The organism is Photobacterium sp. R1 (assembly GCF_054600795.1).
Genome location: NZ_BAAHZP010000023.1, coordinates 20,576 through 42,402 on the forward strand (window position 1 = coordinate 20,576; position 21,827 = coordinate 42,402).

The window sequence follows — 21,827 nt, forward strand, 5'->3', positions numbered from 1 at the left end:
AGAAATGATGGTCGCCTTCATTACAGGTTGTTGTTATTTCGATTATGAAGCCGATAGCAGTCAAATAATCGATGTATTAACTGATATGACAACAAAATATCCAGGCTGTTTCTTTCTTGTCGCCATCATGTTATTTACAATAACCTGTTGGATAATAACCGCCAGTGCACAAGAATGGAAATACCCAAGCTGGATTTAACTGATGCCCGCTGTCCGCTGGCGTTACTGATTGCGAAACGGGCCTGCCATGGACTGGATGTCGGATACTCCCTGGACATTCATGTTTGTGACACGGGCGCCCGGCAGGATATACCCCGCTATCTGCGGCATCAGGGCTTTGACGTCCGGGTGCAGTCAGATGACCCACAATTACTTGTGATTACCGTTACTAAAAGGTTGTGACGCTTTTATGCTGGAAATGATAAGTCGCTGGTATCAGCGCAGGTTTTCTGACCCTCACGCGGTCAGTCTGGTGGCGATTCTCTTGGTGGGCTTCATCACCATTTATTTTTTCGGCAACCTGATCGCGCCTTTACTGGTCGCTATCGTACTGGCTTATTTACTTGAGTGGCCGGTCATGTATCTGACCCGGCTCCGGGTTCCCCGTACCTTAGCGGTTACGCTGGTCCTGTTGCTGTTTACCAGTCTGATGGTGATGGCGGTCTTTGGCCTGATCCCGATGATCTGGCATCAGATCAGCAATCTGCTTTCAGATGTTCCCAGCATGTTTAATGATCTGCAGCGTTATGTCTCCAGCCTGCCAGAACGATATCCTGAACTGGTTCAGCCGGAGCAGATCACCACAGTGATGAACAGTATGCGAACCAAAGTGCTGGGGATGGGGGAAACCGCTCTGAAAGGTTCGGTGGCCTCGTTGCTGAGCCTGGCGACGCTGGCAGTCTATTTGATTTTGGTGCCGCTGCTGGTCTTCTTCCTGCTGAAAGATAAAGATGAAATGCTCAGTACACTGGGCCGGCTGTTACCGAGAAACCGTCGTCTCGCCAGTAAAGTCGGCGAGGAGATGAACGAGCAAATCTCAAACTATATTCGCGGTAAAGTTACGGAAATCATTATCGTCGGTGTTGCCAGCTATATTACGTTTGCTCTGCTTGACCTGCGTTACTCTCTGCTGCTGGCGGTATTGGTGGGGCTTTCCGTTCTGATCCCTTATATCGGTGCTGCGGCCGTGACGGTGCCTGTTGCCATGGTTGGTTTGTTTCAGTGGGGGCTGACACCGGATTTCTGGTGGCTGCTGGTGGCGTACGGCATTATTCAGGCACTGGACGGGAATGTCCTGGTTCCGGTGCTGTTTTCAGAAGCGGTGAACCTCCATCCGGTCGCGATTATTGTATCGGTGCTGGTTTTTGGTGGCTTATGGGGTTTCTGGGGTGTCTTTTTCGCGATCCCATTGGCTACACTGGTAAAAGCGGTCTGGCATGCTCTGCCAGCCACTGACCATGCTGAAGATACGCCATAACTGACGATTAAATCACGGGAGGGGAGCATGCCGATACCTTTCAGAGTATTGATGTTCACCTCCCTGGCCATGCTTGCTTTTGCGGCCAACTCTCTTCTCAACAGAATTGCTCTGTCTGAAACTGACATCGATCCCGCGAGTTTTACCCTGATCCGGTTAGCATCGGGTGCGGTTTTGCTGTGGTTGCTTCATGCGCTGAAAACACCGGCACATACACTCAGCGCCAGACCGGCAGGCAGCTGGATCTCTGCTTTTTCTCTGTTTATCTATGCAGCCGGTTTCTCTTTTGCCTATCTGAGCCTGACGGCGGCAACCGGTGCATTGCTGTTATTTGCCGCAGTTCAGATCACCATGATGGCCGTCGCGTTATGGCGCGGAGAAAGAATGACAATCTGGCAATTGGCGGGCTTTGTGCTGGCACTGGCTGGTCTGGTCGTCCTTTTGCTCCCCGGCGTATCTGCGCCTTCCTGGCAGGGGGCAATCCTCATGCTGACGGCCGGAGGCGCATGGGGAATCTATACCCTCAGAGGAAAAGGGGCGAAAGACCCCCTGCAAATTACGGCTGGAAATTTTCTGCGGGCGGTGCCGATGGCTGTAGTTTGTTGTCTGATTGCCGGGGGGACGCATCTTGATCGGCTTGGCGTGATATATGCCATCCTGTCTGGTGGAATTGCATCCGGTGTCGGATATGCCGTCTGGTACAGTGTTCTGCCTCTGCTGACAGCAATGAGTGCGGCAACCGTTCAGCTCAGTGTGCCTGTGCTGGCTGCAATGGGCGGGGTTATTTTTCTGTCGGAGTCAGTGAGCTCCCGGCTGTTGATTGCCTCAGCAGCAATATTAGGCGGTATTGCGGTGGTGTTGTGGTTTAAGCCTGTCCCGCAACCCGAACAAAACCGGGGCAGGCAATGAAAAAGACCGCATCATGCGGCCTTGTGACAGACAGAAATCAAATGGAATTGTTTTCTTTCAGGTAGTTCAGCACGACTTCGTGGTGATCTTTGGTCTTAAACTTATTGAAGACATGTTCAATCACACCGTCTTCGTTGATCAGGAAGCTGATGCGATGGAGGCCATCGTAGATTTTCCCCATGAATTTCTTCTCGCCCCAGACACCGAATTGCTCAGCAACAGCATGGTCTTCGTCTGACAGCAGGGTAAAATTCAGCTTGTCGCGCTCGATAAATTTCGGCAGACGTTTCACCGGATCAATGCTGATTCCCAGAACCACCACATTATGCGCATCAAGCTCGGTTTTGCTGTCGCGTAATCCGCAAGCCTGGACGGTGCAGCCCGGTGTCATGGCTTTGGGATAGAAATAAGCGAGAACCTTTTTCCCTTTGAAATCGTTCAGGCTGACAGGTGCACCATTCTGATCCAGAAGCGTGAATTCAGGTGCGGGAGTTCCTGCAGTCAGGGTTTGCATGTGTTGTTCCTTATTTTTCTTTCGGATTATGGCCGGTAAATGTCACTGTGCCCGTGACTTGTACGGTCTGGCACAAATCTTCAAATTCTTCCTGTAAAGACATCAGGTTGCAACCTTCCGGCAGGTTGGTACTCAGTTGCAGGGTCAGTTGGTCTTCCCCGCTGTTGTCATCTTCTTCCTGAGAATGGGCACTGAGCGCCGAGATGTCTATCTGGCGTGTGGCACAGAAATGGGTGAACTTCTCAATGAGTCCCGGGGCATCGTTTCCCTCGACATGGAATTCAGCCGTATAAGGGTAAAAACGGTGTTCGTGCCGGGTTGTCCGCTTCATCATGGTCAGCAAATCGAGTTGCTGGGCCCGCATTGGGAGCGTTGCCTCGACCCGCGAAATAGACGCGGCCGTACCTGACAAAAGCAGGATAAAAGTGAATTCGCTGCCGAAAATCGCCAGCCTGCTGTCTTCAATATTGCAACCGCTCAGGGAGATATGCCGGGTGATTTCATCGGTAATGCCCGGCCGGTCAGTGCCAATCGCGGTAATAACGAGGTAGTGTTCCATACAGTTTCACATTGATGACATTCATGCTTGCATGGTAGCACAGCAAACTTATCTCCTGCCATGAAGTTACAGGGACAAATGATGATATGGTGAGGAAAGATATATTTTGTTGCGTAATGCGCTGCAACTGGCGTAACTCACTGGTTTAATCGACTTTTGACAGGGGATCACAGGCTGGGCAATGAAGGATACATTCTGGCCATCTATGACAGCTATTTTACATTCTGCTCGCTTGTGTTTACTGTCACTGAAAAGTACCATGAGAAATCAATAAAAAAGGGAGATCGACATGTTTACTGGTAGCATGGTAGCGCTAGTTACGCCCTTGGATGAAGTCGGTGAAGTAGATTACGCCAGCCTGAAATCCTTGGTTGAATATCATATTGCAGCAGGCACAGATGCTCTGGTTGCTGTAGGAACCACAGGCGAGTCCGCCACGCTGACTGTGGAAGAGCACGTGAAAGTGGTGCTGAAGACAGTCGATTTTGCTCAGGGCCGTATCCCTGTCATTGCCGGTACAGGCGCCAATGCCACCCATGAAGCCATCACTTTCAGTAAACTTTTCTCCGGTACGGGTGTTGCCGCTTGCCTGACAGTGACTCCTTACTATAACAAACCGACGCAGGAAGGCTTGTATCAGCACTTCAAGGCGATTTCTGAAGCCACAGACCTGCCGCAAATTCTGTACAACGTACCGGGTCGTACTTCTGTCGATATGCTGCCGGAAACTGTGGCACGCCTGTCTAAGCTGGATAACATCATCGGAATTAAAGATGCGACCGGCGATTTGTCCCGTGTAGCAAAAACTCGGGAACTTTGCGGCGAAGATTTCCTCCAATTCAGCGGTGATGATGCAACAGGTCTGGAATTTGTCGCGCTTGGCGGACATGGCGTCATTTCAGTGACGGCAAATATTGCTGCTCAGGATATGGCAACGATGTTCCGACTGGCACTGAATGGCGAGATTGAAGCTGCGAAAGCCATTGACGCGAAATTAATGCCATTGCACAAGAACCTGTTTGTTGAGTCCAATCCCATTCCGGTGAAATGGGCAGCACACAAAATGGGGCTGATCCAGCACGGTACATTACGTCTGCCGTTGACGCCGCTGAGCAAAGAGGCTGAACCTGTTGTGTTGCAAGCGTTGAAAGATGCGAAACTGCTGCCTTCACTGGCCACCGCATAGGAACGTAAGAGCTCTACATGAATGTGAATTACAGGCTGGCAGTTACGGCTGTCATGGTCGCTATACTGGCTGGCTGTTCGGGTGGTGCTGAGCGCCGCCGTCAGGCAAATCAGGACTTTAATTATCTGGAAACTGTACCGCTCAGCAGCTGGAACAGCCCGAGCAGCGGTGCGGCGACGGTGTCTGGCGAGTATGCCATTCCGGCTGCCGGCTATTCTGGCGCCATTGGTAAAGCGGTCGATATCCGTCCACCGCAACAGGTACTCGCGCTCATTCCGGGCGCCAGAACTGTCCATAATTCCGATGGTACAGTGAGCCTGCAACTGGTTAAAGCTGAAGAATTGAATGAACTCTGGACCCTGACCAAACGTCTCGGGAAAGAGCGGAATATTCCATTTGATGTTGATACCGCGCAGACCCTGGAAACCAGTTGGGTTCAGTGGAACAATGAGGATGAAGACACTGAAATCAGCAGCCGGTACCGGATTACCCGTTCCAGCGAGAATGGCCAGAACCTGTATACCATTAAACTGCTGGACTGGCGTGAAGCGGGTGTCGACAAGACGGTGAGTCTCGGGAATCAGGAACGTTACAGTATTCTGATGACGAATCTGGTCATGGCGAAGTACGACGCATATGAGCGTGAGAAAGCCCGTGTGCGGGCGCAGGAACTGGTCAAGCAAATCCCAATCAGTATGGGCCGTGATCGCAGCGATTTACCTGTGATTATTGCGCGTGCGCCTTACAATGTTTTCTGGGAACGCTTGCCAAGCCTCCTGCAGGCGCTGGGTTTCACCGTTGATGGCAGAAACCGTTCTCAGGGAACAGTTGACGTTTCTTTCCGTTCACCGGGTGATGATTTCTGGACCGAACTCGGTATTCAGCCGCTTCAGCTGTCGAATCGTGATTATGATTTGCAGCTGGGTGATCTGGGGAACCGGACCTCAATTACCGTCACAGATGAAGATGGTAAGCCGATCACTGAGGAAGCGCTGGAAAGTTTAGCGCTGGTACTGGCAGCTGTGATTGATAAAGAGAATCAGCGCTGACAGTGCAGCGAACAGTACAGTTACAGAACTGAGTTCAAAAATAAAAACGCTTCGGTATGTCACAGACTCCGAAGCGTTTTTTTATGGGATCCAACTGGGGACGAAGCACGGGAATCAGAGGCGTCATGTCACCATACGATTCCCGACTTGTGTGATTATTTCACTTCTTCGCCTTTTGCCTGCAGGTCGGCATGGTAAGACGAGCGGACAAATGGACCACAGGCCGCATGGGTAAAGCCCAGCTCCAGTGCGATTTCTTTGAGCTCATCAAACTCTGATGGCGGCACATAACGTTCAACAGGCAAGTGGTGGCGGCTTGGAGCAAGGTACTGACCTAAGGTCAGCATCGTCACGCCGTGTGCACGCAGATCCTTGAGGACTTCAATGATCTCTTCTTTGGTTTCACCCAGACCCATCATCAGGCCGGATTTTGTCGGAACGTTCGGATGCATTTCACCGAATTTCTTCAGCAGATCCAGCGACCACTGGTAGTTCGCACCCGGACGGGCCTTGCGGTATAAGCGTGGCGCAGTTTCCAGGTTATGGTTGAAGACATCCGGCGGATTATCACGCAGGATTTCCAGCGCACGATCCATCCGGCCACGGAAATCAGGGACCAGGGTTTCGATCTTGATTTCAGGGCTCTTCACGCGAATTTCACGGATACAGTCAGCAAAGTGCTGTGCACCGCCGTCACGCAGATCATCGCGGTCAACGGATGTGACAACCACGTAGCGCAGCTTCATATCAGCGATGGTCTGAGCCAAATGAACCGGCTCTTCGGCACTTGGCGGCAGCGGACGGCCATGGGCAACGTCACAGAACGGGCATCGACGGGTACAGATGGCACCCAGAATCATGAAGGTGGCCGTACCGTGACTGAAGCATTCTGCCAGGTTCGGGCAGGATGCCTCTTCACAGACCGAGTGCAGGTTGTTCTTACGCATCGCGTCCTTGATGTCCCGGATACGTTGGGTATCCGCCGGCAGTTTGATTTTCATCCACTCCGGTTTACGCAGCATTTCACGGGGTTTTTCTTCCGCTTCCATGTTACGTACTGGGATCAGGGCCATTTTGTCGGCGTCACGATATTTGACACCTGGTTCTATTACGATCGGTTTGCTCATGATTAATTGCTTTCCGTTATCCACTCTATGCTCTGGTAATCGAGCAAATTCACTAACTCATCGACAAGTATAGGTTGCACATCAGCCAGTTCTGTAGGGCCATTGAACATAGCCAGCTGAGTCATTTCCATACCCGCATAGCCACAGGGATTGATGCGCATGAAAGGCGATAAATCCATGTTGACGTTGAGGGCCAGGCCATGAAAAGAACAGCCGCGACGGATACGTAGACCGAGTGAGCAGATTTTTTTGCCGTCGACATAGACACCAGGGGCGTCCGGACGGGCATTAGAGGTTACCCCGAAACGGGATAGCGTGTTGATTACTGTGTTTTCAATGTGCGTGACCAGCTCACGGACGCCCAGTTTGAGGCGGCGCAGATCGAGCAGAAGATACATCATTTGCTGCCCCGGGCCATGATAGGTCACTTGTCCACCGCGATCACTCTGAAAAATAGGGATATCACCAGGATTCAGCACGTGCTCGGCTTTGCCGGCCTGGCCCTGAGTAAAAACGGGAAGGTGCTCAACCAGCCAGATCTCATCGACGGTGTCGTCATCGCGATCGGCGGTAAAATCATGCATGGCCTCATAAGTGACAGAATAGTCTTTCAGGCCCAGGTTGCGGACAATGAGATTTCTTTGCACATTCACACCCATGTTGTCTGTCGGGATCTGCTGCGATTCAGAAGATACCAATAATGGTGCATTATAAAACTTGGCGGCTGAAATTTCAGCCGCCAATTGCTCGGTAGGACCAGGTCTCAGAGGACGACACGGACAATCTCGATCTCGCCCAGTTCCTTATAAAGCGTTTCAACCTGCTCAATGTGAGTCGCTGTGATTGTAATTGAAACGGCACTGTAAGTGCCTTTGCCGCTTGGTTTCACCAACGGCGTGTAGTCACCCGGCGCATGGCGTTGAATCACTTCTACCACCAGGTCCGGCAGTTCAGGCTTATTAAAGCCCATTACCTTGTAGGTAAACTGACAAGGGAACTCGAGTAAATCTTTAAGTTTTGGCTGTTCTTGCTGTTGCATGCTGAACTCCCGGAAATGTATGCGGTGTATCACAATTAAGGGCAGCATATTAATGGCTCGCCGTCCATAACACAAGTCATGCAAAGGGAACGGAACAGTACAAACGATGCCATCATCGGGTTAAAAAGAAAAAGGACAGCGAGGCTGTCCTTTTTCATGCGGAAGCGATTAGCTCAGCCAGCCCTTAAACAACAAGACGATATAATCAATCAGACGGCTGAAAATGCCTCCCTGATTGACATCGTTCAGGGCCAGCAGCGGGTATTCAGCAACATCGTCATCGCCCAGGCGGTAGTACAGTTTACCGACAACATCGCCTTTGTGGATTGGCGCTTTCAACTCTTTTTCCAGCACAAAGTTGGCTTTCAGATCTTTGACCGAACCACGCGGCAGCGTGACGAAAGTATCCTGACTGACACCCAGTGAGACTTCATCCGTGTCACCCATCCAGACTTTTTCAGTCACGAAGGTCTCGTTGGCTTTATGCGGAGAAACGGTTTCGAAAAAGCGGAAACCGTAGTTCAGCAGCTTTTTACTTTCAGCTTTACGGGCGTTGGCATTTTTGGTGCCCATCACAACAGCGATCAGACGCATCTGACCTTCGGTTGCGGTACTGACCAGGCTGTATCCTGCGTTATCCGTATGGCCGGTTTTCAGACCGTCCACATTGAGGCTCTTGTCCCACAGCAGGCTGTTTCGGTTGAACTGCTCAATGCCGTTATAGCGGAAAGATTTTTCCTTATAGATTGCGAACTCGTCCGGCACGTCACGGATCAGGCCCTGTGCCAGCAGCGCCATGTCATAAGGGGTGGTGAACAGATTGGCATTATCCAGGCCGTGTACGTTGGCAAAATGGGTGGAATCCATCCCCAGTGTTTTTGCCCAGCCGTTCATCAAATCGACAAAAGAGTCTTCAGAGCCGGCGACATGTTCGGCCATGGCAACACAAGCATCATTGCCTGACTGAATGATGATACCGCGGTTGAGGTCAGACACTTTGACTTCACTGCCAACCTCAATAAACATTTTGGATGAGCCAGGGAAGTTTTTCGCCCAGGCATTTTTACTGACCACAACAGTATCATCCATAGAGATGTTACCGCGTTTGATTTCCTGACCGATGACATAACTGGTCATCATTTTGGTCAGGCTCGCAGGCGGCAGCTTCTGGTATTCATTTTGTCCGGCCAGAATTTTGCCTGAATGGTAATCCATCAGGACATAACCTTTAGCGGCTATCTGCGGGGCTTCTGGAACAACGGCTGGTGCCGCTGTCGCGGAAAGGCTTGTCATCAAAACGGCAGAGGCTGTGACAGAGCGAAAAAATGCAGCAGATTTATTCATGATAGTTGTTACTTGGATTGCGGATAACAAAATTGGAACCACTATATCAGATTGAGTCCTGATAAACAGTTCTCAACCCGACGATATCAGGGCCCACACAAGAATCTTATGAAATTTTTACATACTTTTGTCAGACTTCAGGTTGGCAAATTAGTTCAACTCGCGCAACTCGGATACCACAAAAGCTTCCGGGAACTGTGATGCTCTGGCTTGATCACGTAAATGTTCAGCCTCCTGTGAGTCCAGATAGGGCCCCAGGCGCAGCCGGTATACCGCTGCGGATTTCGCTTTTTTCAGTTCCACCTGAGTATTGAATTCAGTTTTGAGCTTCTGAGCTGCAGCCTGTGCTTTGCTCAGATCGCTGAATGCCGCGAGCTGAACGAAAAACCATCTCGGGTTGGCACTTTGCCACTCTGCCTTGTCTGGCTTGGGCATCTGAATCAGTTCAATGCTGACCGGTGCAGTGCCATGACCAATCACGTCCAGTTTGGTCGCGGCAGCCATACTGAGGTCGATAATTCGTCCTTCGTGGAATGGACCGCGGTCGTTCACCCGGACGATGGCGGTTTTGCCGTTATTTCTGTTGGTGACTCTGACATAGCTCGGCAACGGCAGGGTTTTATGGGCCGCCGTCATGGAATACATATCGTAAATTTCGCCGTTCGAGGTTTGATGGCCGTGAAATTTTTTGCCGTACCAGGAGGCCAGTCCCTCCTGCGTGAAAGGCTGATCAGACGGCAAAATCGTGTAATGCTGACCATTGAGATTGTAATTCACATTACCGGCCAGACTTTTAGCTTCATATCTTGGCTGGGCATCTTCAATATGATCCAGTGTCGGAGAGCTGTCCGGTGCACGGTCTTCTTTGATTTGATACCGATCTGAAGTCGATGTGGTGCTACACCCGGCCAGCAGCAGGGTGAAGCACAGAGAGAAAATGAACGATTGAGAAGCAATGCGCATCAGTTCGCCTTAGACAGCATTTTTCTGTGAGTGTGGATAGACATCAGGATACCAAAGCCCGCCATCAGGGTGACCATTGAGGTGCCGCCGTAACTGACCAGGGGCAGGGGAACACCAACAACGGGCAGCAAGCCACTGACCATCCCGATATTGACGAAAACATAAACGAAGAAACTCAGGACAATACTGCCTGCCATCATGCGGCCAAAGGCCGTTTGTGCCCGGCTCGCCAGCAGAAGTCCGCGGCCGATGATGAAAATATAGAGAGCCAGCAGGCCGACCACGCCAGCCAGTCCCCATTCTTCAGCGATCACGGCAAAGATAAAGTCGGTATGACGCTCCGGCAGAAATTCCAGCTGTGACTGAGTGCCGTGCAGCCAGCCCTTGCCGGTAATACCACCGGAACCAATGGCAATTTTCGACTGGATGATGTGGTAGCCGGCACCTAGCGGATCTGATTCAGGATTGAACAGCGTCAGGACCCGGGTTCGCTGATAATCATGCATCAGGAAAAACCAGAGCAGCGGGATGAAGGCAGCCACGAGCAACCCGGCAAAAATGATAATGCGCCAGCTGATCCCGGACAGAAACAGGACGAAGACCCCGGAGGCCGCGATCAGGATTGAGGTTCCCAGATCGGGCTGCTTGGCAATCAGAATCGTGGGCACGAAAATCATGAGTGTGGCGATTACGATATTCTTCAGGCTGGGGGGCAGCGGATGATTCCCGATAAACCGGGCCACCATCAGCGGTACCGCCAGTTTAATCAGCTCTGAGGGCTGGAAACGCACCACACCGAGATCCAGCCAGCGTTGCGCGCCTTTGGAAATTTCCCCGAACAGCAGGACGCCAAGCAGTAAGAGCAGGCCGACACCGAACAGGTAAGGTGCCCAGGCTTCGTAGTGTCGGGGCGCGATTTGAGCCAGGATAAACATAATGGCCAGTGACAACAGCATCCGGACCGCCTGACGCTCCATCATAGCCAGATTCTGGCCGCTGGCGCTGTACATGACCACCAGAGCAAAACCCATCACGGTCAGGATCCCCAGTAACAGCGGCACATCGATATGCAGCCGGTCACTCAGGGTTGTTTTACTGCCTGCGGCAGCCATGATACTCATCGGGTTACCTCGGCAAGTGTTGATTTGTTGGTGTCATGTTCATCACTGTGATCCAGTAACATGTGATCGAAGATCTGCCGTGCGACCGGGCCACCGTTACTGGAACCGCCACCGGCGTTTTCCAGTACCATTGCAACCACAACCTGTGGATCATCAAAAGGTGCGAAAGCGGTAAACAGCGCGTGATCCCGCAGATGTTCTTCCAGCTCTTCGGCGTTATATTCTTCATCTTCAGCCAGACCAAAGACCTGTGCGGAGCCTGACTTACCGCCAGCTTTATATTGCGCGCCATAGAAAGCACGCCGTGCCGTTCCCCGGTTGCCGAAAAGCACCCGGTACATGCCGTCTTTTGCTACTCTCCAGTACTTTGGCTCTACGCCGGTCACCGGCGGGAAGATCTCATATTTGGCCGGTGTTTCGCCTTCAGGCCCGATGATATCTTTCAGCAGATGGGGGGCCCGGACTACGCCATTGTTCACCAGAACCGTAGTGGCTTTCGCGATCTGCAACGGGGTTGCCGTCCAGTAGCCCTGACCGATACCGACTGGAATGGTGTCGCCCTGATACCAGGGCTGACGGAAACGCGCCTGTTTCCACTCCCGGGTGGGCATGTTGGCTTTACTTTCCTCGAAAATATCAATACCGGTATATTCCCCGTAACCAAATTTGCTCATCCAGGAAGACAGACGGTCAATCCCCATGTCGTAGGCAATCTGGTAGAAAAAGGTATCAACAGATTCTTCAATGGCTTTGTGAATGGTCACCTTTCCGTGTCCCCAACGCAGCCAGTCGCGGAATGGCCGGCTCTTGGAGTTCGGAATTTTCCAGAACCCGGGATCATTACGTGTGGTACTGGTAGTAATCACCCCTTCAGACAAGGCTGCAACGGCAATTGCAGGTTTTACGGTTGAAGCTGGCGGATAAATACCGAGGGTGACACGGTTCACCAGCGGTCTGTCCCTGTCATCCAGCAAGTCCCGGTACGCTTTGCCGGAAATACCATGGACAAAGAGGTTAGGGTCATAACTCGGGCTGGAAACCATCGCCAGAACGGAGGAATCTTTCGGATCCAGGACGACGACAGAACCGCGTTTGGGCTTGATAAATTCTTCGCCGGTTTCCGGATCGACTTTTTTCTCGGTCAGCAATTGCTTCACATAAAGCTGCAGCTCGATATCCAGATTCAGGCGGATATCTTTACCGGGGACGGGCGGGACATATTTCAAAGTCCGGATGATACGGCCCCGGCTGTTCACTTCCACTTCCTGATAACCGGATGTGCCGTGCAGCATCTCTTCATAGTATTTTTCAATACCGAGTTTGCCGATATCCCGGGTTGCCTTGTAGTTGTTCAGGTGGCCCTGGCGATCCAGCATCTCCAAATCACGGTCATTGATTTTAGCAACGTAGCCGAGGACGTGGGTGAGGGCGTCACCATAAGGGTAATAACGCTTCAGATAGGCTTTCACCTCAACACCGGGGAAACGGTGCTGATTCACAGAAAACAGCGCGACTTCTTTTTCAGTCAGCTGATTGCGCAGCGGAACAGAGTTGAAACGGCGCGTACGGCGGCGTTCTTTTTCAAAACGTTCGATTTCTTCATCTGTGATGCCCAGCAAGGCTCTGAGCCGTTCCAGGGTATCATCCAGCATCGGAACCTTTTCTGTCACGACTTCCAGAGAGTAAACCGGCCGGTTTTCAGCTAACAGAACACCGTTACGGTCGTAGATCATTCCGCGGTTCGGGGCGACCGGCACAACCTTGATGCGGTTATCGTTGGAGCGAGTCTTGTAGTCCTCAAACTCGCTGACCTGAATGTGATAAAGGTTACCGACCAGGACACCAATCAGGACAAGAATACCGGCGAAGGAAAAAATAGCTCGCCGGAAAAACAGCGATGATTCTGCCTGATGGTCACGGATTTGAAGTCGCTTCTTGCGCATGCCGTTTTATTCCCTGTGGTATGGATGATTAGCCGTGATACTCCATGCCCGGTACAAGCTTTCCGCCATGACGATACGCACCAGAGGATGTGGCAGGGTTAACGGAGAGAGTGACCAGCTTTGCTCGGCCGCAGCTTTACAGGCTGGCGCCAGACCTTCAGGCCCGCCAATCAGGATAGAGACATCGCGCCCGTCCAGCTTCCAGCTTTCCAGCTGTCCGGCCAGTTGCTCGGTATCCCAGCGTTTACCGGGAATATCCAGCGTGACGATGCGGTTCCCTTTGGCTACTGCGGCCAGCATGGCTTCGCCTTCTTTTTGAAGAATACGGGCAATATCAGCATTTTTGCCCCGTTTTCCGGCTGAAATCTCAATCAGTTCCAGCGGCATGTCTTTTGGAAATCGGCGGCGATATTCTTCAAAACCGGTTTCTACCCACTTCGGCATTTTGGTGCCGACGGCGATCAGTTGTAACTTCATCCGTCAATCAGCCCCAGAGCTTTTCCAATTGATAAAGCTGTCGGGCATCTTCCTGCATGATATGCAGCATCACGCTTCCCATATCAACGACAATCCATTCGCCGTCTTCTTCACCACTGATGCCAAACGGGGGAAAATCGATCAGCTTGGAGGCTTTGTTGACATTGTCAGCAATTGAAGCGACGTGTCGGTTCGAGGTGCCGGTGCAAACGACCATGAGATCTGTAATGCTGGATTTGCCGCGGACATCCAGAGTGACGATGTCCTGCGCTTTCATGTCATCAATTTTATCAATGATAAAGTCGTGTAGTTCTTGTACCTGCAAAAGGGGCTCCCTCATTTCAGTTTGCATTCCGGGTGAACAGGCTCTGTTTGTTAGAGTCGGATGAGCCGATCGGGTTCACATTTTAACGCCGGAGTATAGCATGCTCAATCGGTGCTGCTGCTTGCGTGACCAGCAGAGGTCGGTTTTTTTGAGCAGCAGCCAGATTTAACAATATTTTGCCTTCGTCAAAGCAAAGGCAAGTTCTTGTTCATCCCGCACATCAGTGCACACAGGGTACTTAAACCGGGCCAGACATGGCTGTTGAAGTCTGTTTTCACCTGGCGTTCCAGCTGGGTGAGCTGGTGCAGTGCCTGTAATAACATCGGTAACGTCAGGCGGTGGAGGGCGCCGACATAAAGCTCGCGCCGGTTTTGCCAGACCCGGAAGTTTTCAAAGATCCGGTTCAGCGGAACCCCTTGCCGCCCCATTTCCTGCATCCGGTACAGCTGAGTCAGTTCCCGCTGCAGCGTCCGCAGAATGATGATGGCTTCGACACCTTCAGCTTCGAGCTGGCGGAGGATCCGCTGGCTGCGTTTGGCCTGCCCGGCCAGCAGAGCGTCCAGTAACTGAAACGGCGTGTAGTGGTTGTGCCGGCTCAGGGCATCCTGAATACGAGGAACCGTCAGCGTGTTGTCCGGATAGATCAGGGTCAGTTTGTACAGGCTTTGCGTCAGTGCTAACAGGTTCCCCTCATGCCATTGGGCGAGCAGTTGGATCGACTCGGCGTCTGCGTTCAGTCCAAGCTGCTGGCATCGCTGCTGAATAAACCGGGGTAACTGTCGGGCATCCGGCGTATTACAGGGGACGTAAATTCCCTGCGCAGCCAGCGCTTTGAACCAGGCAGTGGATTCCTGTTTTTTGTTCAGACGGGGACCAAATACCAGTAACAGAATATCCGGGTGCAGTGCATCAATCACCGTTTGCAGTGATTTGGCCTGATTGGCATTGAGGCCATTTTCCGGCAGGGTCAGCTCAATGATCTGACGTGAAGAGAACAGGCTCAGTGCCTGGCAGTTATCCAGAACTTCATGCCAGTCGAGCTGATTATCAATGGTGTAGCTGTGCCGTTCCAGAAAGCCTTCCGCTTTGGCTTGTTGTCTGAGGCGGTCTGAGGTCTCCTGCAATAAGAGCGGCTCGTTGCCAGACAGCAGGTAAGCGGCTGATAACCCTTGTTTCAGCCGCTCACTCAGTTGTTCCGGGTAGATCCTCATTGTGCAACAGTGCCTTTGGTCTCAAAAAGCTGCTCTGCGGCCTGTTTGTCGGCATCTGTTTCCGTTTCAATCGTGGACACGCCCTGTTCGTTTTCAGTCCCGGTGTCCAGCTGATTGAGATCAGCGGTCAGACGGGCAAGCTGGCGCATGATCTGGCGGGCGGCTTGCTGGCGCATTTCATCCAGCAGCATGTCACGTTCTACGGACTTTGCCAGTGCGGTCAGCGGGTTGTCCAGAAAGCTGCGGTTCACCCTGGTGGTAAAACGCTTTGCGCCTTTTTCCGGTATAACCACCTGATAGTTCACGGTATAGGTCAGTTCGTATTCGGCAGCCCGGCTGTTCTGATAGAGCGACAGAGTACGTTCGCCCTGGGATTCGTTGAGCAGATGCAGGTTTGGAACCTGCGCCGATGGCGGCACTGCTTCAATACCGTGTAATTTGAATTGGGATTTCACCATACGGGTCAATGGCCCGTATTGATCAAAACTGGTCAGAGACAGGCGGGCAATGTCGTCGGGCAGCATGTAGTTCCCACGCAGGTGGAATCCGCAGGCTGTTGTCGTCAGCGCGAGAACCATGACAATGACCAGACGAAAGCGGGACAGTAGAGATGAAGCTGTGCTCACCGTGTCTACTCCTTGTTCAGCAAATACAGAGGTAAAAAGAGAAAACGCCTTCCCGGGGGAAGGCGTTGTTCGTTAGCCTGAATTAGTTGGCAACGATGTTCAGCAACTTGCCCGGCACGTAAATCACCTTACGAATTGTTTTATCGTCGGTGAATTTCGAGACGTTCTCGTCAGACAAGGCCATAGCCTCAACCTGATCTTTGTCAGCATCGGCAGCAACCGTCAGTTTGGCACGCAGCTTGCCGTTGACCTGAACAATGATCAGTTTCTCATCTTCGACCATGGCTTTCTCGTCAGCGACGGGCCACTGAGCCTGATCAACATCAGTTTCACCCAGCGCTTTCCACAGCTCAAAGCTGATGTGCGGGGTAATTGGGTACAGCATACGAACCACTGCTTTCAGTGCTTCGTCCAGCAGGGCGCGGTCTTGCGCAGACGCTTGCGTCGCCTTACCCAGCTTGTTCATCAGCTCCATAATCGCAGCAATTGCCGTATTGAAGGTCTGACGACGGCCAATGTCATCGCTCACTTTGGCGATGGTCTTATGAACGTCACGACGCAGGGCTTTCTGATCAGCGTTCAGTGCCTGGGCATCCAGAACTTCGACCGCACCTTTGGCCGTATGTTCATAAACCAGTTTCCAGACACGTTTCAGGAAGCGGTTCGCACCTTCAACGCCGGATTCCTGCCATTCCAGTGTCATATCTGCCGGAGAAGCAAACATCATGAACAGACGCACGGTGTCTGCACCGTACTTATTAACCATTTCCTGCGGGTCGATACCATTGTTTTTCGACTTGGACATCTTGGTCATGCCGGAATGCACCAGCTCGTTACCATCCACATCGGTCGCTTTGGTGATACGGCCTTTCTCGTCGCGATCCAGCGTCACTTCGGTTGGGGATACCCAAACTTTGGCGCCTTTGTCATTGGTATAGTAGAAGGCATCAGCCAGTACCATGCCCTGACACAGCAGTTGCTTGAACGGCTCGTCGCTGGTCACCATACCGCTGTCGCGCAGCAGTTTGTGGAAGAAACGGGAATACAGCAGGTGCATACAGGCGTGTTCAATACCACCGATGTACTGGTCGACCGGCAGCCAGTAGTTGGCGGCATCGGAGTCCAGCATTTCATCCGCTTGTGGCGAACAGTAACGCGCGTAGTACCAGGACGACTCCATAAAGGTGTCGAAGGTATCTGTTTCACGCAGCGCAGGTGCACCGTTGAAGGTGGTTTCTGCCCAGCTCTTGTCTGCTTTGATCGGGCTGGTCACGCCGTCCATCACGACATCTTCCGGCAGGATCACCGGCAGCTGATCGGCTGGGACCGGATGCACTTGACCGTCTTCGGTCGTTACCATCGGGATTGGTGCACCCCAGTAGCGCTGACGGGATACGCCCCAGTCACGCAGACGGAAGTTCACGGTTTTCTTGCCTTTGCCTTCCGCTTCCAGTTTGGCGGCGATGGCATCGAATGCTGACTGGAAGTCCAGACCATCGAATTCACCCGAGTCGAACAGGACACCTTTCTCGGTGTATGCAGCTTCACTGATATCCAGCTCGCTGCCGTCAGCAGGCTTGATCACAGGAACAATGTCCAGGCCATACTTGGTCGCGAACTCGAAGTCACGCTGATCGTGGGCAGGTACAGCCATCACGGCACCTGTGCCGTAATCCATCAGAACAAAGTTAGCCACGTAAACCGGGACGCGGCGGCCGTTCAGCGGATGAATGGCATAAAGGCCGGTCGCCATGCCTTTTTTCTCCATGGTGGCCAGTTCAGCTTCAGCAACCTTGGTGTTTTTGCATTCGTCGATGAATGCGGCCAGTTCAGGTTTGTTTTGTGCCGCCAGCTCTGCCAGCGGGTGACCCGCAGCGATACCGACGTAAGTGACGCCCATCAGGGTATCCGGACGGGTGGTGTACACTTCCAGTGGTGCGTTCTGGCCTTCAACCTCAAAAGACAGCTCAACCCCTTCGGAGCGGCCGATCCAGTTGCGCTGCATGGTTTTCACCATCTCAGGCCAGCCTTCCAGGTTCTCCAGATCGTCCAGCAGCTCCTGCGCGTAGGCGGTGATCTTGATGAACCACTGAGGGATCTCTTTTTGCTCTACAGGCGTATCACAACGCCAGCAGCAGCCGTCTTCAACCTGTTCGTTTGCCAGAACGGTCTGGTCGTTCGGACACCAGTTGACCGAGGACGTTTTCTTATAAACCAGGCCTTTGTTGTACAGCTTGGTGAAGAATTCCTGTTCCCAGCGGTAGTATTCCGGCGTACAGGTGGCAAATTCACGGTTCCAGTCGTAACCGAAGCCCAGCAGTTTCAGCTGGTTCTTCATGTAGTCGATGTTTTCGTATGTCCATGGTGCCGGAGCCGTGTTGTTTTTCACTGCGGCGTTTTCAGCAGGCAGGCCGAAAGCATCCCAGCCGATTGGCTGCATGACATTTTTGCCCTGCAGGCGCTGATAACGGGAGATGACATCACCGATGGTGTAGTTACGAACGTGACCCATGTGAAGTCGTCCGCTTGGATAAGGGAACATAGAGAGACAGTAGAACTTCTCTTTATTCGGGTCTTCACTTACAACAAAGGTCTTATTGTTGTCCCAATGTTCTTGAACTTGCTGTTCAATGTCCTGAGGACGGTATTGTTCTTGCATCGATGACATCCGGGATTTTTGTGAGTTGAATACAAACACAGTCAAAATAATCGACATAGAATAACTAAAGGTAAAGGGAGCAACAATAGCTGAGGCCGAATCGGTGTGCTTATTCTTGTGATATTTCAGACAAGGCAGACCCGAGTTGGCGGATTAGCCTGGGAGAACTGAGATGGTGAAACAAAAAGCTGCGTATGAATCGATGCTGGAAGACATTACGGAAACACTGAAACACAGTCCGGAAGAGTTAAAACACTGGATCGATACCAGCGAGAAATATCGGGAAGCCGCCAGTGACATGACGAAAGATGAACTGGCGTTGATCCGGGAGTATTTCAAACGGGATCTGAAGGAGTTCGGCCAGAATGTGCAGGAAAGTCCGGAGCCGTTTTCAGAAAGCCCGTTCTATAAGCTGGTATCTGAAACGATCTGGAGCGGTCTGGCAGAAGTGACTGACAAGACTCAGCTGGAATGGGTTGAAGTGATGGATGATCTCAAGCACCGGGGCGTGTATAAGGCCGGTGAAGTAGTCGGGCTGGGGAATCTGGTCTGTGAGAAGTGCGGTCACCATGAGCAGTATACCCATGTCCGTATTATTGAGCCCTGCGTGCAATGCGGAGGCACCCAGTTCACCCGCCAGCCACTGGCACCTTAGTCTTTGGCACTGCAGGTGCAGATTCCAGGTGCAGGTGGCTCTCTCCCGGTCATCAATAACTGAGCTTCAAACACCGAACATCTGGCATTGGGTGAAAAACAAAAGAGGGCCAGAGCCCTCTTTGTGATTTCGAGGTGAGGATGGGGATCAGTGTACCCCTTCCTGCGGATTGGTATCTCTGAAATCTCCCCGACGCCGTTTCACGAGCAACCAGGACAGGGTGACGGACCATAACAGATAGAGATAGAGAGGCCAGCTGCCCAGCGAGGTAAAAGGTGTCATTCCTTTGGTCGGAGTAACGGTGGCACGCAGGACGCCGGTTTCAAACTGCGGCAGCTCCGCAATAATCTTGCCCTGGTAGTCGACCACGGCTGTGACACCGGTATTGGTGGCTCTCAGTAAAGGCTTTCCGGTTTCCAGTGCGCGCATCTGGGCGATTTCCATGTGCTGGTGCGGGCCGATAGAACGACCAAACCAGGCATCATTGGATAACGTCAGCAGCATGTCTGTACCTGAACCGACGTTCTGGCGCACCTGCTCGCTGAACGCAATCTCATAGCAGAGCGCTGGCGCTAGTGCATAACCGTTAGCCTCCAGATTCTGCTGGATAAAGCTACCCCGGCTGAACGAGGACATCGGCAGGTTGAAAAACGGTGCCAACGGGCGCAGCAAGTCCCCGAAGGGCACAAACTCGCCAAACGGTAGCAAATGATGTTTGCTGTACCGGCTCGCCGTATCGTAGTGGTATGCGCCGTCGCGATTGACGCCCAGCGTCAGGATATTGTTGTAATACTCACCTTCACCGGTTCTGTCCAGCACTCCGGTGATCACCGCACTCTGATTCATCCGGGCCGCTTCATCGAGACGACTCAGGAAAGTGCCGACCTGCTGCTCCAGCGCCGGTATAGCGGCTTCCGGCCAGACAATAATATCGGCATCCCAGTTTTCACGGGTCAGATCCAGATATTTCATCAGCGTGGGCCAGCGTTGATCCGGCTGCCATTTCAGGGCCTGCGGAATGTTGCCCTGCACCAGAGCGACTTTCACCGGCTTATACGGATCAGGCTGAACCCAGTCAATTCCTTTGGCCTGATAAACCAGCAACAGGAGCAGCGCGGGTATCATCAGTGGTTTCCAGTTGCGGTAGTAACCGGCCGCAACCAGAGCACCGCAGCCGAGAACCAGCGCAAGTGTCAGACCTTCAACACCCAGTATTGGTGCAAAACTGGCAAATGGTCCGTGAATCTGGCCGTAACCCAGCCATAACCATGGAAAGCCTGTGAACAGCCAGCCACGTAACCAGTCAAGTACTAACCAGAGCACCGGGCCGATGAGCATCAGCTGGTGGAAAGGGCGGCCCTGGCCGAACCGGGCAAGGAGTGCACCAAACAGTGCAGGGTAGATCGCCAGATAGCCGATTAGCAGGACCATCAGGAAGAGTCCGGCGGCAATGGGCATCCCGCCAAAGTCGGCAATGCTGACGTGAACCCACCAGACACCACTGCCAAACAGGCCCAAACCCCATGCCAAACCCGTCTGGAAAGCGGTTTTCGGACGTTGGTTTTGCAGCAGGGTAAAGAAAATAATGAGGGAGAGCGGAGCAAGGAACCAGAACTTATAAGGGGCGAAAGACAGGGTCGCCAGCGCACCGGCCGGGACGGCCAAAAGCAGCCGTCCCCAAAGGTTTAGATTGTCGATTCGTCTCATCAGGGCGTCATCGTTGGTTGATGTGCCTCCTGCGGCACCGTCACTTGTAACTGAATGATCCGGCGGCTGTCCGCGGCGGTAACTTTGAACGAATAACCTTCCAGTTCAACCACTTCACCCCGGCTTGGCAGGTGACCAAAACTGGTCATGACCAGACCACCGATGGTATCGATGTCGTTGACGCTGAAGTTGGTCTGGAACAGTTTGTTGAAGTCATCAATCGTCGTCAGTGCCTTCACATTCCAGGTGTGCTTACTCAGCTGACGGATTTCCTGCTCTTCTTCGTCATCGAATTCGTCCTCGATTTCACCGACGATTTGTTCCAGAATATCCTCAATGGTGATCAAACCGGAAACACCACCAAATTCATCGACCACAATGGCCATGTGGTAGCGTTCTTCCCGAAATTCTTTCAGCAGGCGATCAACCCGCTTGCTTTCCGGCACAACAACAGCCGGGCGCAGGATAACGTCGAGGTCAAACGGCTCACTGTCCGGACGCAGATACTGCAACAGGTCTTTGGCCAGCAGAATACCTTCAACGTGGTCTTTGTCATCGCTGATAACCGGATAGCGTGAGTGCTGGGCATCAACAATGATATCAATCAGGTCTTCAACCTTCTGAGAACGTTCAATGGTGACCATTTGCGAGCGGGGGATCATGATGTCGCGAACTCGCATTTCGGAGATCTGCATCACGCCTTCCAGCATGTCGCGGGTATCGTGATCGATCAGGGCATTCTCTTCGGAATCACGGATCACGCTGACCAGCTCTTCCTTATTTTGAGGCTCTCCCTGAAAGAGCTGTCCAATACGTTCAAAGAAGGTCTTTCGACTCGGACCGTCAGAATTTTGGGGGTTATCGTCGTTCATTGCTTTCTATTCAAATAGGTGGCCTGAGCCACGGAAAGCCGGTTCCTGAAAAGCAACCGACTGT

22 protein-coding genes are annotated in these 21,827 nt (G+C 52.4%); 6 read left to right on the forward strand and 16 right to left on the reverse strand.

Annotated elements, in window-relative coordinates; all coding sequences use genetic code 11:
* Positions 1–174 precede the first annotated feature (174 nt).
* The 3 genes from ACYP03_RS22990 to ACYP03_RS23000 are packed head-to-tail and all read left to right on the forward strand — an operon-like array spanning position 175 to position 2,386.
* Positions 175–402, forward strand: coding sequence for a sulfurtransferase TusA family protein (locus ACYP03_RS22990; protein ID WP_248143415.1), 228 nt, complete (start codon positions 175–177; stop codon positions 400–402).
* Between the two features lie 7 nt (positions 403–409).
* Positions 410–1,477 (forward strand): AI-2E family transporter, encoded by a 1,068-nt coding sequence (locus ACYP03_RS22995; protein ID WP_248143417.1) that lies wholly within the window; start codon positions 410–412, stop codon positions 1,475–1,477.
* Between the two features lie 27 nt (positions 1,478–1,504).
* A complete protein-coding gene (locus tag ACYP03_RS23000) occupies positions 1,505–2,386 on the forward strand; it encodes a DMT family transporter (RefSeq protein WP_459782255.1) in 882 nt (293 codons plus the stop codon).
* 37 nt (positions 2,387–2,423) lie between these two features.
* Here the strand turns inward: ACYP03_RS23000 and bcp are convergent, their stop codons facing one another.
* Positions 2,424–2,900, reverse strand: a complete 477-nt coding sequence (gene bcp, locus ACYP03_RS23005) for a thioredoxin-dependent thiol peroxidase (protein ID WP_330961919.1) — start codon at positions 2,898–2,900, stop codon at positions 2,424–2,426.
* 10 nt (positions 2,901–2,910) lie between these two features.
* Positions 2,911–3,459, reverse strand: coding sequence for a glycine cleavage system transcriptional repressor (locus tag ACYP03_RS23010; RefSeq protein ID WP_248143423.1), 549 nt, complete (start codon positions 3,457–3,459; stop codon positions 2,911–2,913).
* Positions 3,460–3,748: 289 nt separating this feature from the next.
* On the opposite strand from ACYP03_RS23010, the gene dapA reads away from it, so the two are divergent.
* The gene (gene dapA, locus ACYP03_RS23015) at positions 3,749–4,645 is read left to right on the forward strand and encodes a 4-hydroxy-tetrahydrodipicolinate synthase (RefSeq protein ID WP_330961918.1); all 897 of its coding nucleotides are present in this window, start codon (positions 3,749–3,751) and stop codon (positions 4,643–4,645) included.
* Between the two features lie 17 nt (positions 4,646–4,662).
* Entirely contained in the window at positions 4,663–5,694 is a 1,032-nt protein-coding gene (bamC, locus tag ACYP03_RS23020) for an outer membrane protein assembly factor BamC (protein ID WP_459782256.1), read from the forward strand.
* Positions 5,695–5,849: 155 nt separating this feature from the next.
* Here the strand turns inward: bamC and lipA are convergent, their stop codons facing one another.
* From lipA to leuS, 12 genes are all read right to left on the reverse strand, one after another.
* Positions 5,850–6,821: a lipoyl synthase gene (lipA, locus tag ACYP03_RS23025; protein WP_248143427.1), complete on the reverse strand. Its 972-nt coding sequence runs from the start codon at positions 6,819–6,821 to the stop codon at positions 5,850–5,852.
* 2 nt (positions 6,822–6,823) lie between these two features.
* Positions 6,824–7,468, reverse strand: a complete 645-nt coding sequence (gene lipB / locus ACYP03_RS23030; RefSeq protein WP_248143832.1) for a lipoyl(octanoyl) transferase LipB — start codon at positions 7,466–7,468, stop codon at positions 6,824–6,826.
* A gap of 116 nt (positions 7,469–7,584) precedes the next feature.
* On the reverse strand, positions 7,585–7,860 hold the full coding sequence (gene ybeD, locus ACYP03_RS23035; protein WP_248143428.1) for a DUF493 family protein YbeD: 276 nt from the start codon (positions 7,858–7,860) through the stop codon (positions 7,585–7,587).
* 168 nt (positions 7,861–8,028) lie between these two features.
* Positions 8,029–9,204 carry a serine hydrolase gene (locus ACYP03_RS23040; RefSeq protein WP_248143429.1) on the reverse strand — a complete coding sequence of 392 codons (1,176 nt, stop codon included), beginning with the start codon at positions 9,202–9,204 and terminating at the stop codon, positions 8,029–8,031.
* Positions 9,205–9,354: 150 nt separating this feature from the next.
* Positions 9,355–10,167, reverse strand: coding sequence for a septal ring lytic transglycosylase RlpA family protein (locus ACYP03_RS23045; RefSeq protein WP_248143430.1), 813 nt, complete (start codon positions 10,165–10,167; stop codon positions 9,355–9,357).
* Positions 10,167–11,288, reverse strand: a complete 1,122-nt coding sequence (gene mrdB, locus ACYP03_RS23050; RefSeq protein WP_248143431.1) for a peptidoglycan glycosyltransferase MrdB — start codon at positions 11,286–11,288, stop codon at positions 10,167–10,169. The genes ACYP03_RS23045 and mrdB overlap by 1 nt, the downstream gene beginning before the upstream one ends.
* Positions 11,285–13,231, reverse strand: coding sequence for a penicillin-binding protein 2 (gene mrdA, locus ACYP03_RS23055; protein ID WP_248143432.1), 1,947 nt, complete (start codon positions 13,229–13,231; stop codon positions 11,285–11,287). Before mrdA ends, mrdB begins: the two co-directional genes overlap by 4 nt.
* Before the next feature lie 6 nt (positions 13,232–13,237).
* Entirely contained in the window at positions 13,238–13,708 is a 471-nt protein-coding gene (gene rlmH / locus ACYP03_RS23060; protein WP_330961916.1) for a 23S rRNA (pseudouridine(1915)-N(3))-methyltransferase RlmH, read from the reverse strand.
* 7 nt (positions 13,709–13,715) lie between these two features.
* Positions 13,716–14,033, reverse strand: coding sequence for a ribosome silencing factor (rsfS, locus tag ACYP03_RS23065; RefSeq protein WP_248143435.1), 318 nt, complete (start codon positions 14,031–14,033; stop codon positions 13,716–13,718).
* Between the two features lie 185 nt (positions 14,034–14,218).
* Complete coding sequence (gene holA / locus ACYP03_RS23070; protein ID WP_459782257.1) at positions 14,219–15,244, reverse strand: DNA polymerase III subunit delta; 1,026 nt, start codon at positions 15,242–15,244, stop codon at positions 14,219–14,221.
* Complete coding sequence (locus ACYP03_RS23075; RefSeq protein ID WP_459782258.1) at positions 15,241–15,870, reverse strand: LPS-assembly lipoprotein LptE; 630 nt, start codon at positions 15,868–15,870, stop codon at positions 15,241–15,243. The genes holA and ACYP03_RS23075 overlap by 4 nt, the downstream gene beginning before the upstream one ends.
* 82 nt (positions 15,871–15,952) lie before the next feature.
* Positions 15,953–18,529 (reverse strand): leucine--tRNA ligase, encoded by a 2,577-nt coding sequence (leuS, locus tag ACYP03_RS23080; protein ID WP_459782260.1) that lies wholly within the window; start codon positions 18,527–18,529, stop codon positions 15,953–15,955.
* Positions 18,530–18,701: 172 nt separating this feature from the next.
* On the opposite strand from leuS, the gene ACYP03_RS23085 reads away from it, so the two are divergent.
* A complete protein-coding gene (locus ACYP03_RS23085; protein WP_248143438.1) occupies positions 18,702–19,184 on the forward strand; it encodes a zinc ribbon-containing protein in 483 nt (160 codons plus the stop codon).
* A 147-nt stretch (positions 19,185–19,331) separates the two neighbouring features.
* Here ACYP03_RS23085 and lnt read toward each other — a convergent pair whose 3' ends face one another.
* On the reverse strand, positions 19,332–20,891 hold the full coding sequence (gene lnt / locus ACYP03_RS23090) for an apolipoprotein N-acyltransferase (protein ID WP_459782261.1): 1,560 nt from the start codon (positions 20,889–20,891) through the stop codon (positions 19,332–19,334).
* Entirely contained in the window at positions 20,891–21,763 is an 873-nt protein-coding gene (gene corC / locus ACYP03_RS23095; RefSeq protein WP_248143440.1) for a CNNM family magnesium/cobalt transport protein CorC, read from the reverse strand. Before corC ends, lnt begins: the two co-directional genes overlap by 1 nt.
* Between the last annotated feature and the right edge of the window lie 64 nt (positions 21,764–21,827).

Coding starts and splice junctions, on each gene's coding strand:
- ACYP03_RS22990 (WP_248143415.1), top strand. CDS start 175: ATGGAAATACCCAAGCTGGATTTAACTGATGCCCGCTGTCCGCTGGCG.
- ACYP03_RS22995 (WP_248143417.1), top strand. CDS start 410: ATGCTGGAAATGATAAGTCGCTGGTATCAGCGCAGGTTTTCTGACCCT.
- ACYP03_RS23000 (WP_459782255.1), top strand. CDS start 1,505: ATGCCGATACCTTTCAGAGTATTGATGTTCACCTCCCTGGCCATGCTT.
- bcp (WP_330961919.1), bottom strand. CDS start 2,900: ATGCAAACCCTGACTGCAGGAACTCCCGCACCTGAATTCACGCTTCTG.
- ACYP03_RS23010 (WP_248143423.1), bottom strand. CDS start 3,459: ATGGAACACTACCTCGTTATTACCGCGATTGGCACTGACCGGCCGGGC.
- dapA (WP_330961918.1), top strand. CDS start 3,749: ATGTTTACTGGTAGCATGGTAGCGCTAGTTACGCCCTTGGATGAAGTC.
- bamC (WP_459782256.1), top strand. CDS start 4,663: ATGAATGTGAATTACAGGCTGGCAGTTACGGCTGTCATGGTCGCTATA.
- lipA (WP_248143427.1), bottom strand. CDS start 6,821: ATGAGCAAACCGATCGTAATAGAACCAGGTGTCAAATATCGTGACGCC.
- ybeD (WP_248143428.1), bottom strand. CDS start 7,860: ATGCAACAGCAAGAACAGCCAAAACTTAAAGATTTACTCGAGTTCCCT.
- ACYP03_RS23040 (WP_248143429.1), bottom strand. CDS start 9,204: ATGAATAAATCTGCTGCATTTTTTCGCTCTGTCACAGCCTCTGCCGTT.
- ACYP03_RS23045 (WP_248143430.1), bottom strand. CDS start 10,167: ATGCGCATTGCTTCTCAATCGTTCATTTTCTCTCTGTGCTTCACCCTG.
- mrdB (WP_248143431.1), bottom strand. CDS start 11,288: ATGAGTATCATGGCTGCCGCAGGCAGTAAAACAACCCTGAGTGACCGG.
- mrdA (WP_248143432.1), bottom strand. CDS start 13,231: ATGCGCAAGAAGCGACTTCAAATCCGTGACCATCAGGCAGAATCATCG.
- rlmH (WP_330961916.1), bottom strand. CDS start 13,708: ATGAAGTTACAACTGATCGCCGTCGGCACCAAAATGCCGAAGTGGGTA.
- holA (WP_459782257.1), bottom strand. CDS start 15,244: ATGAGGATCTACCCGGAACAACTGAGTGAGCGGCTGAAACAAGGGTTA.
- leuS (WP_459782260.1), bottom strand. CDS start 18,529: ATGCAAGAACAATACCGTCCTCAGGACATTGAACAGCAAGTTCAAGAA.
- ACYP03_RS23085 (WP_248143438.1), top strand. CDS start 18,702: ATGGTGAAACAAAAAGCTGCGTATGAATCGATGCTGGAAGACATTACG.
- lnt (WP_459782261.1), bottom strand. CDS start 20,891: ATGAGACGAATCGACAATCTAAACCTTTGGGGACGGCTGCTTTTGGCC.
- corC (WP_248143440.1), bottom strand. CDS start 21,763: ATGAACGACGATAACCCCCAAAATTCTGACGGTCCGAGTCGAAAGACC.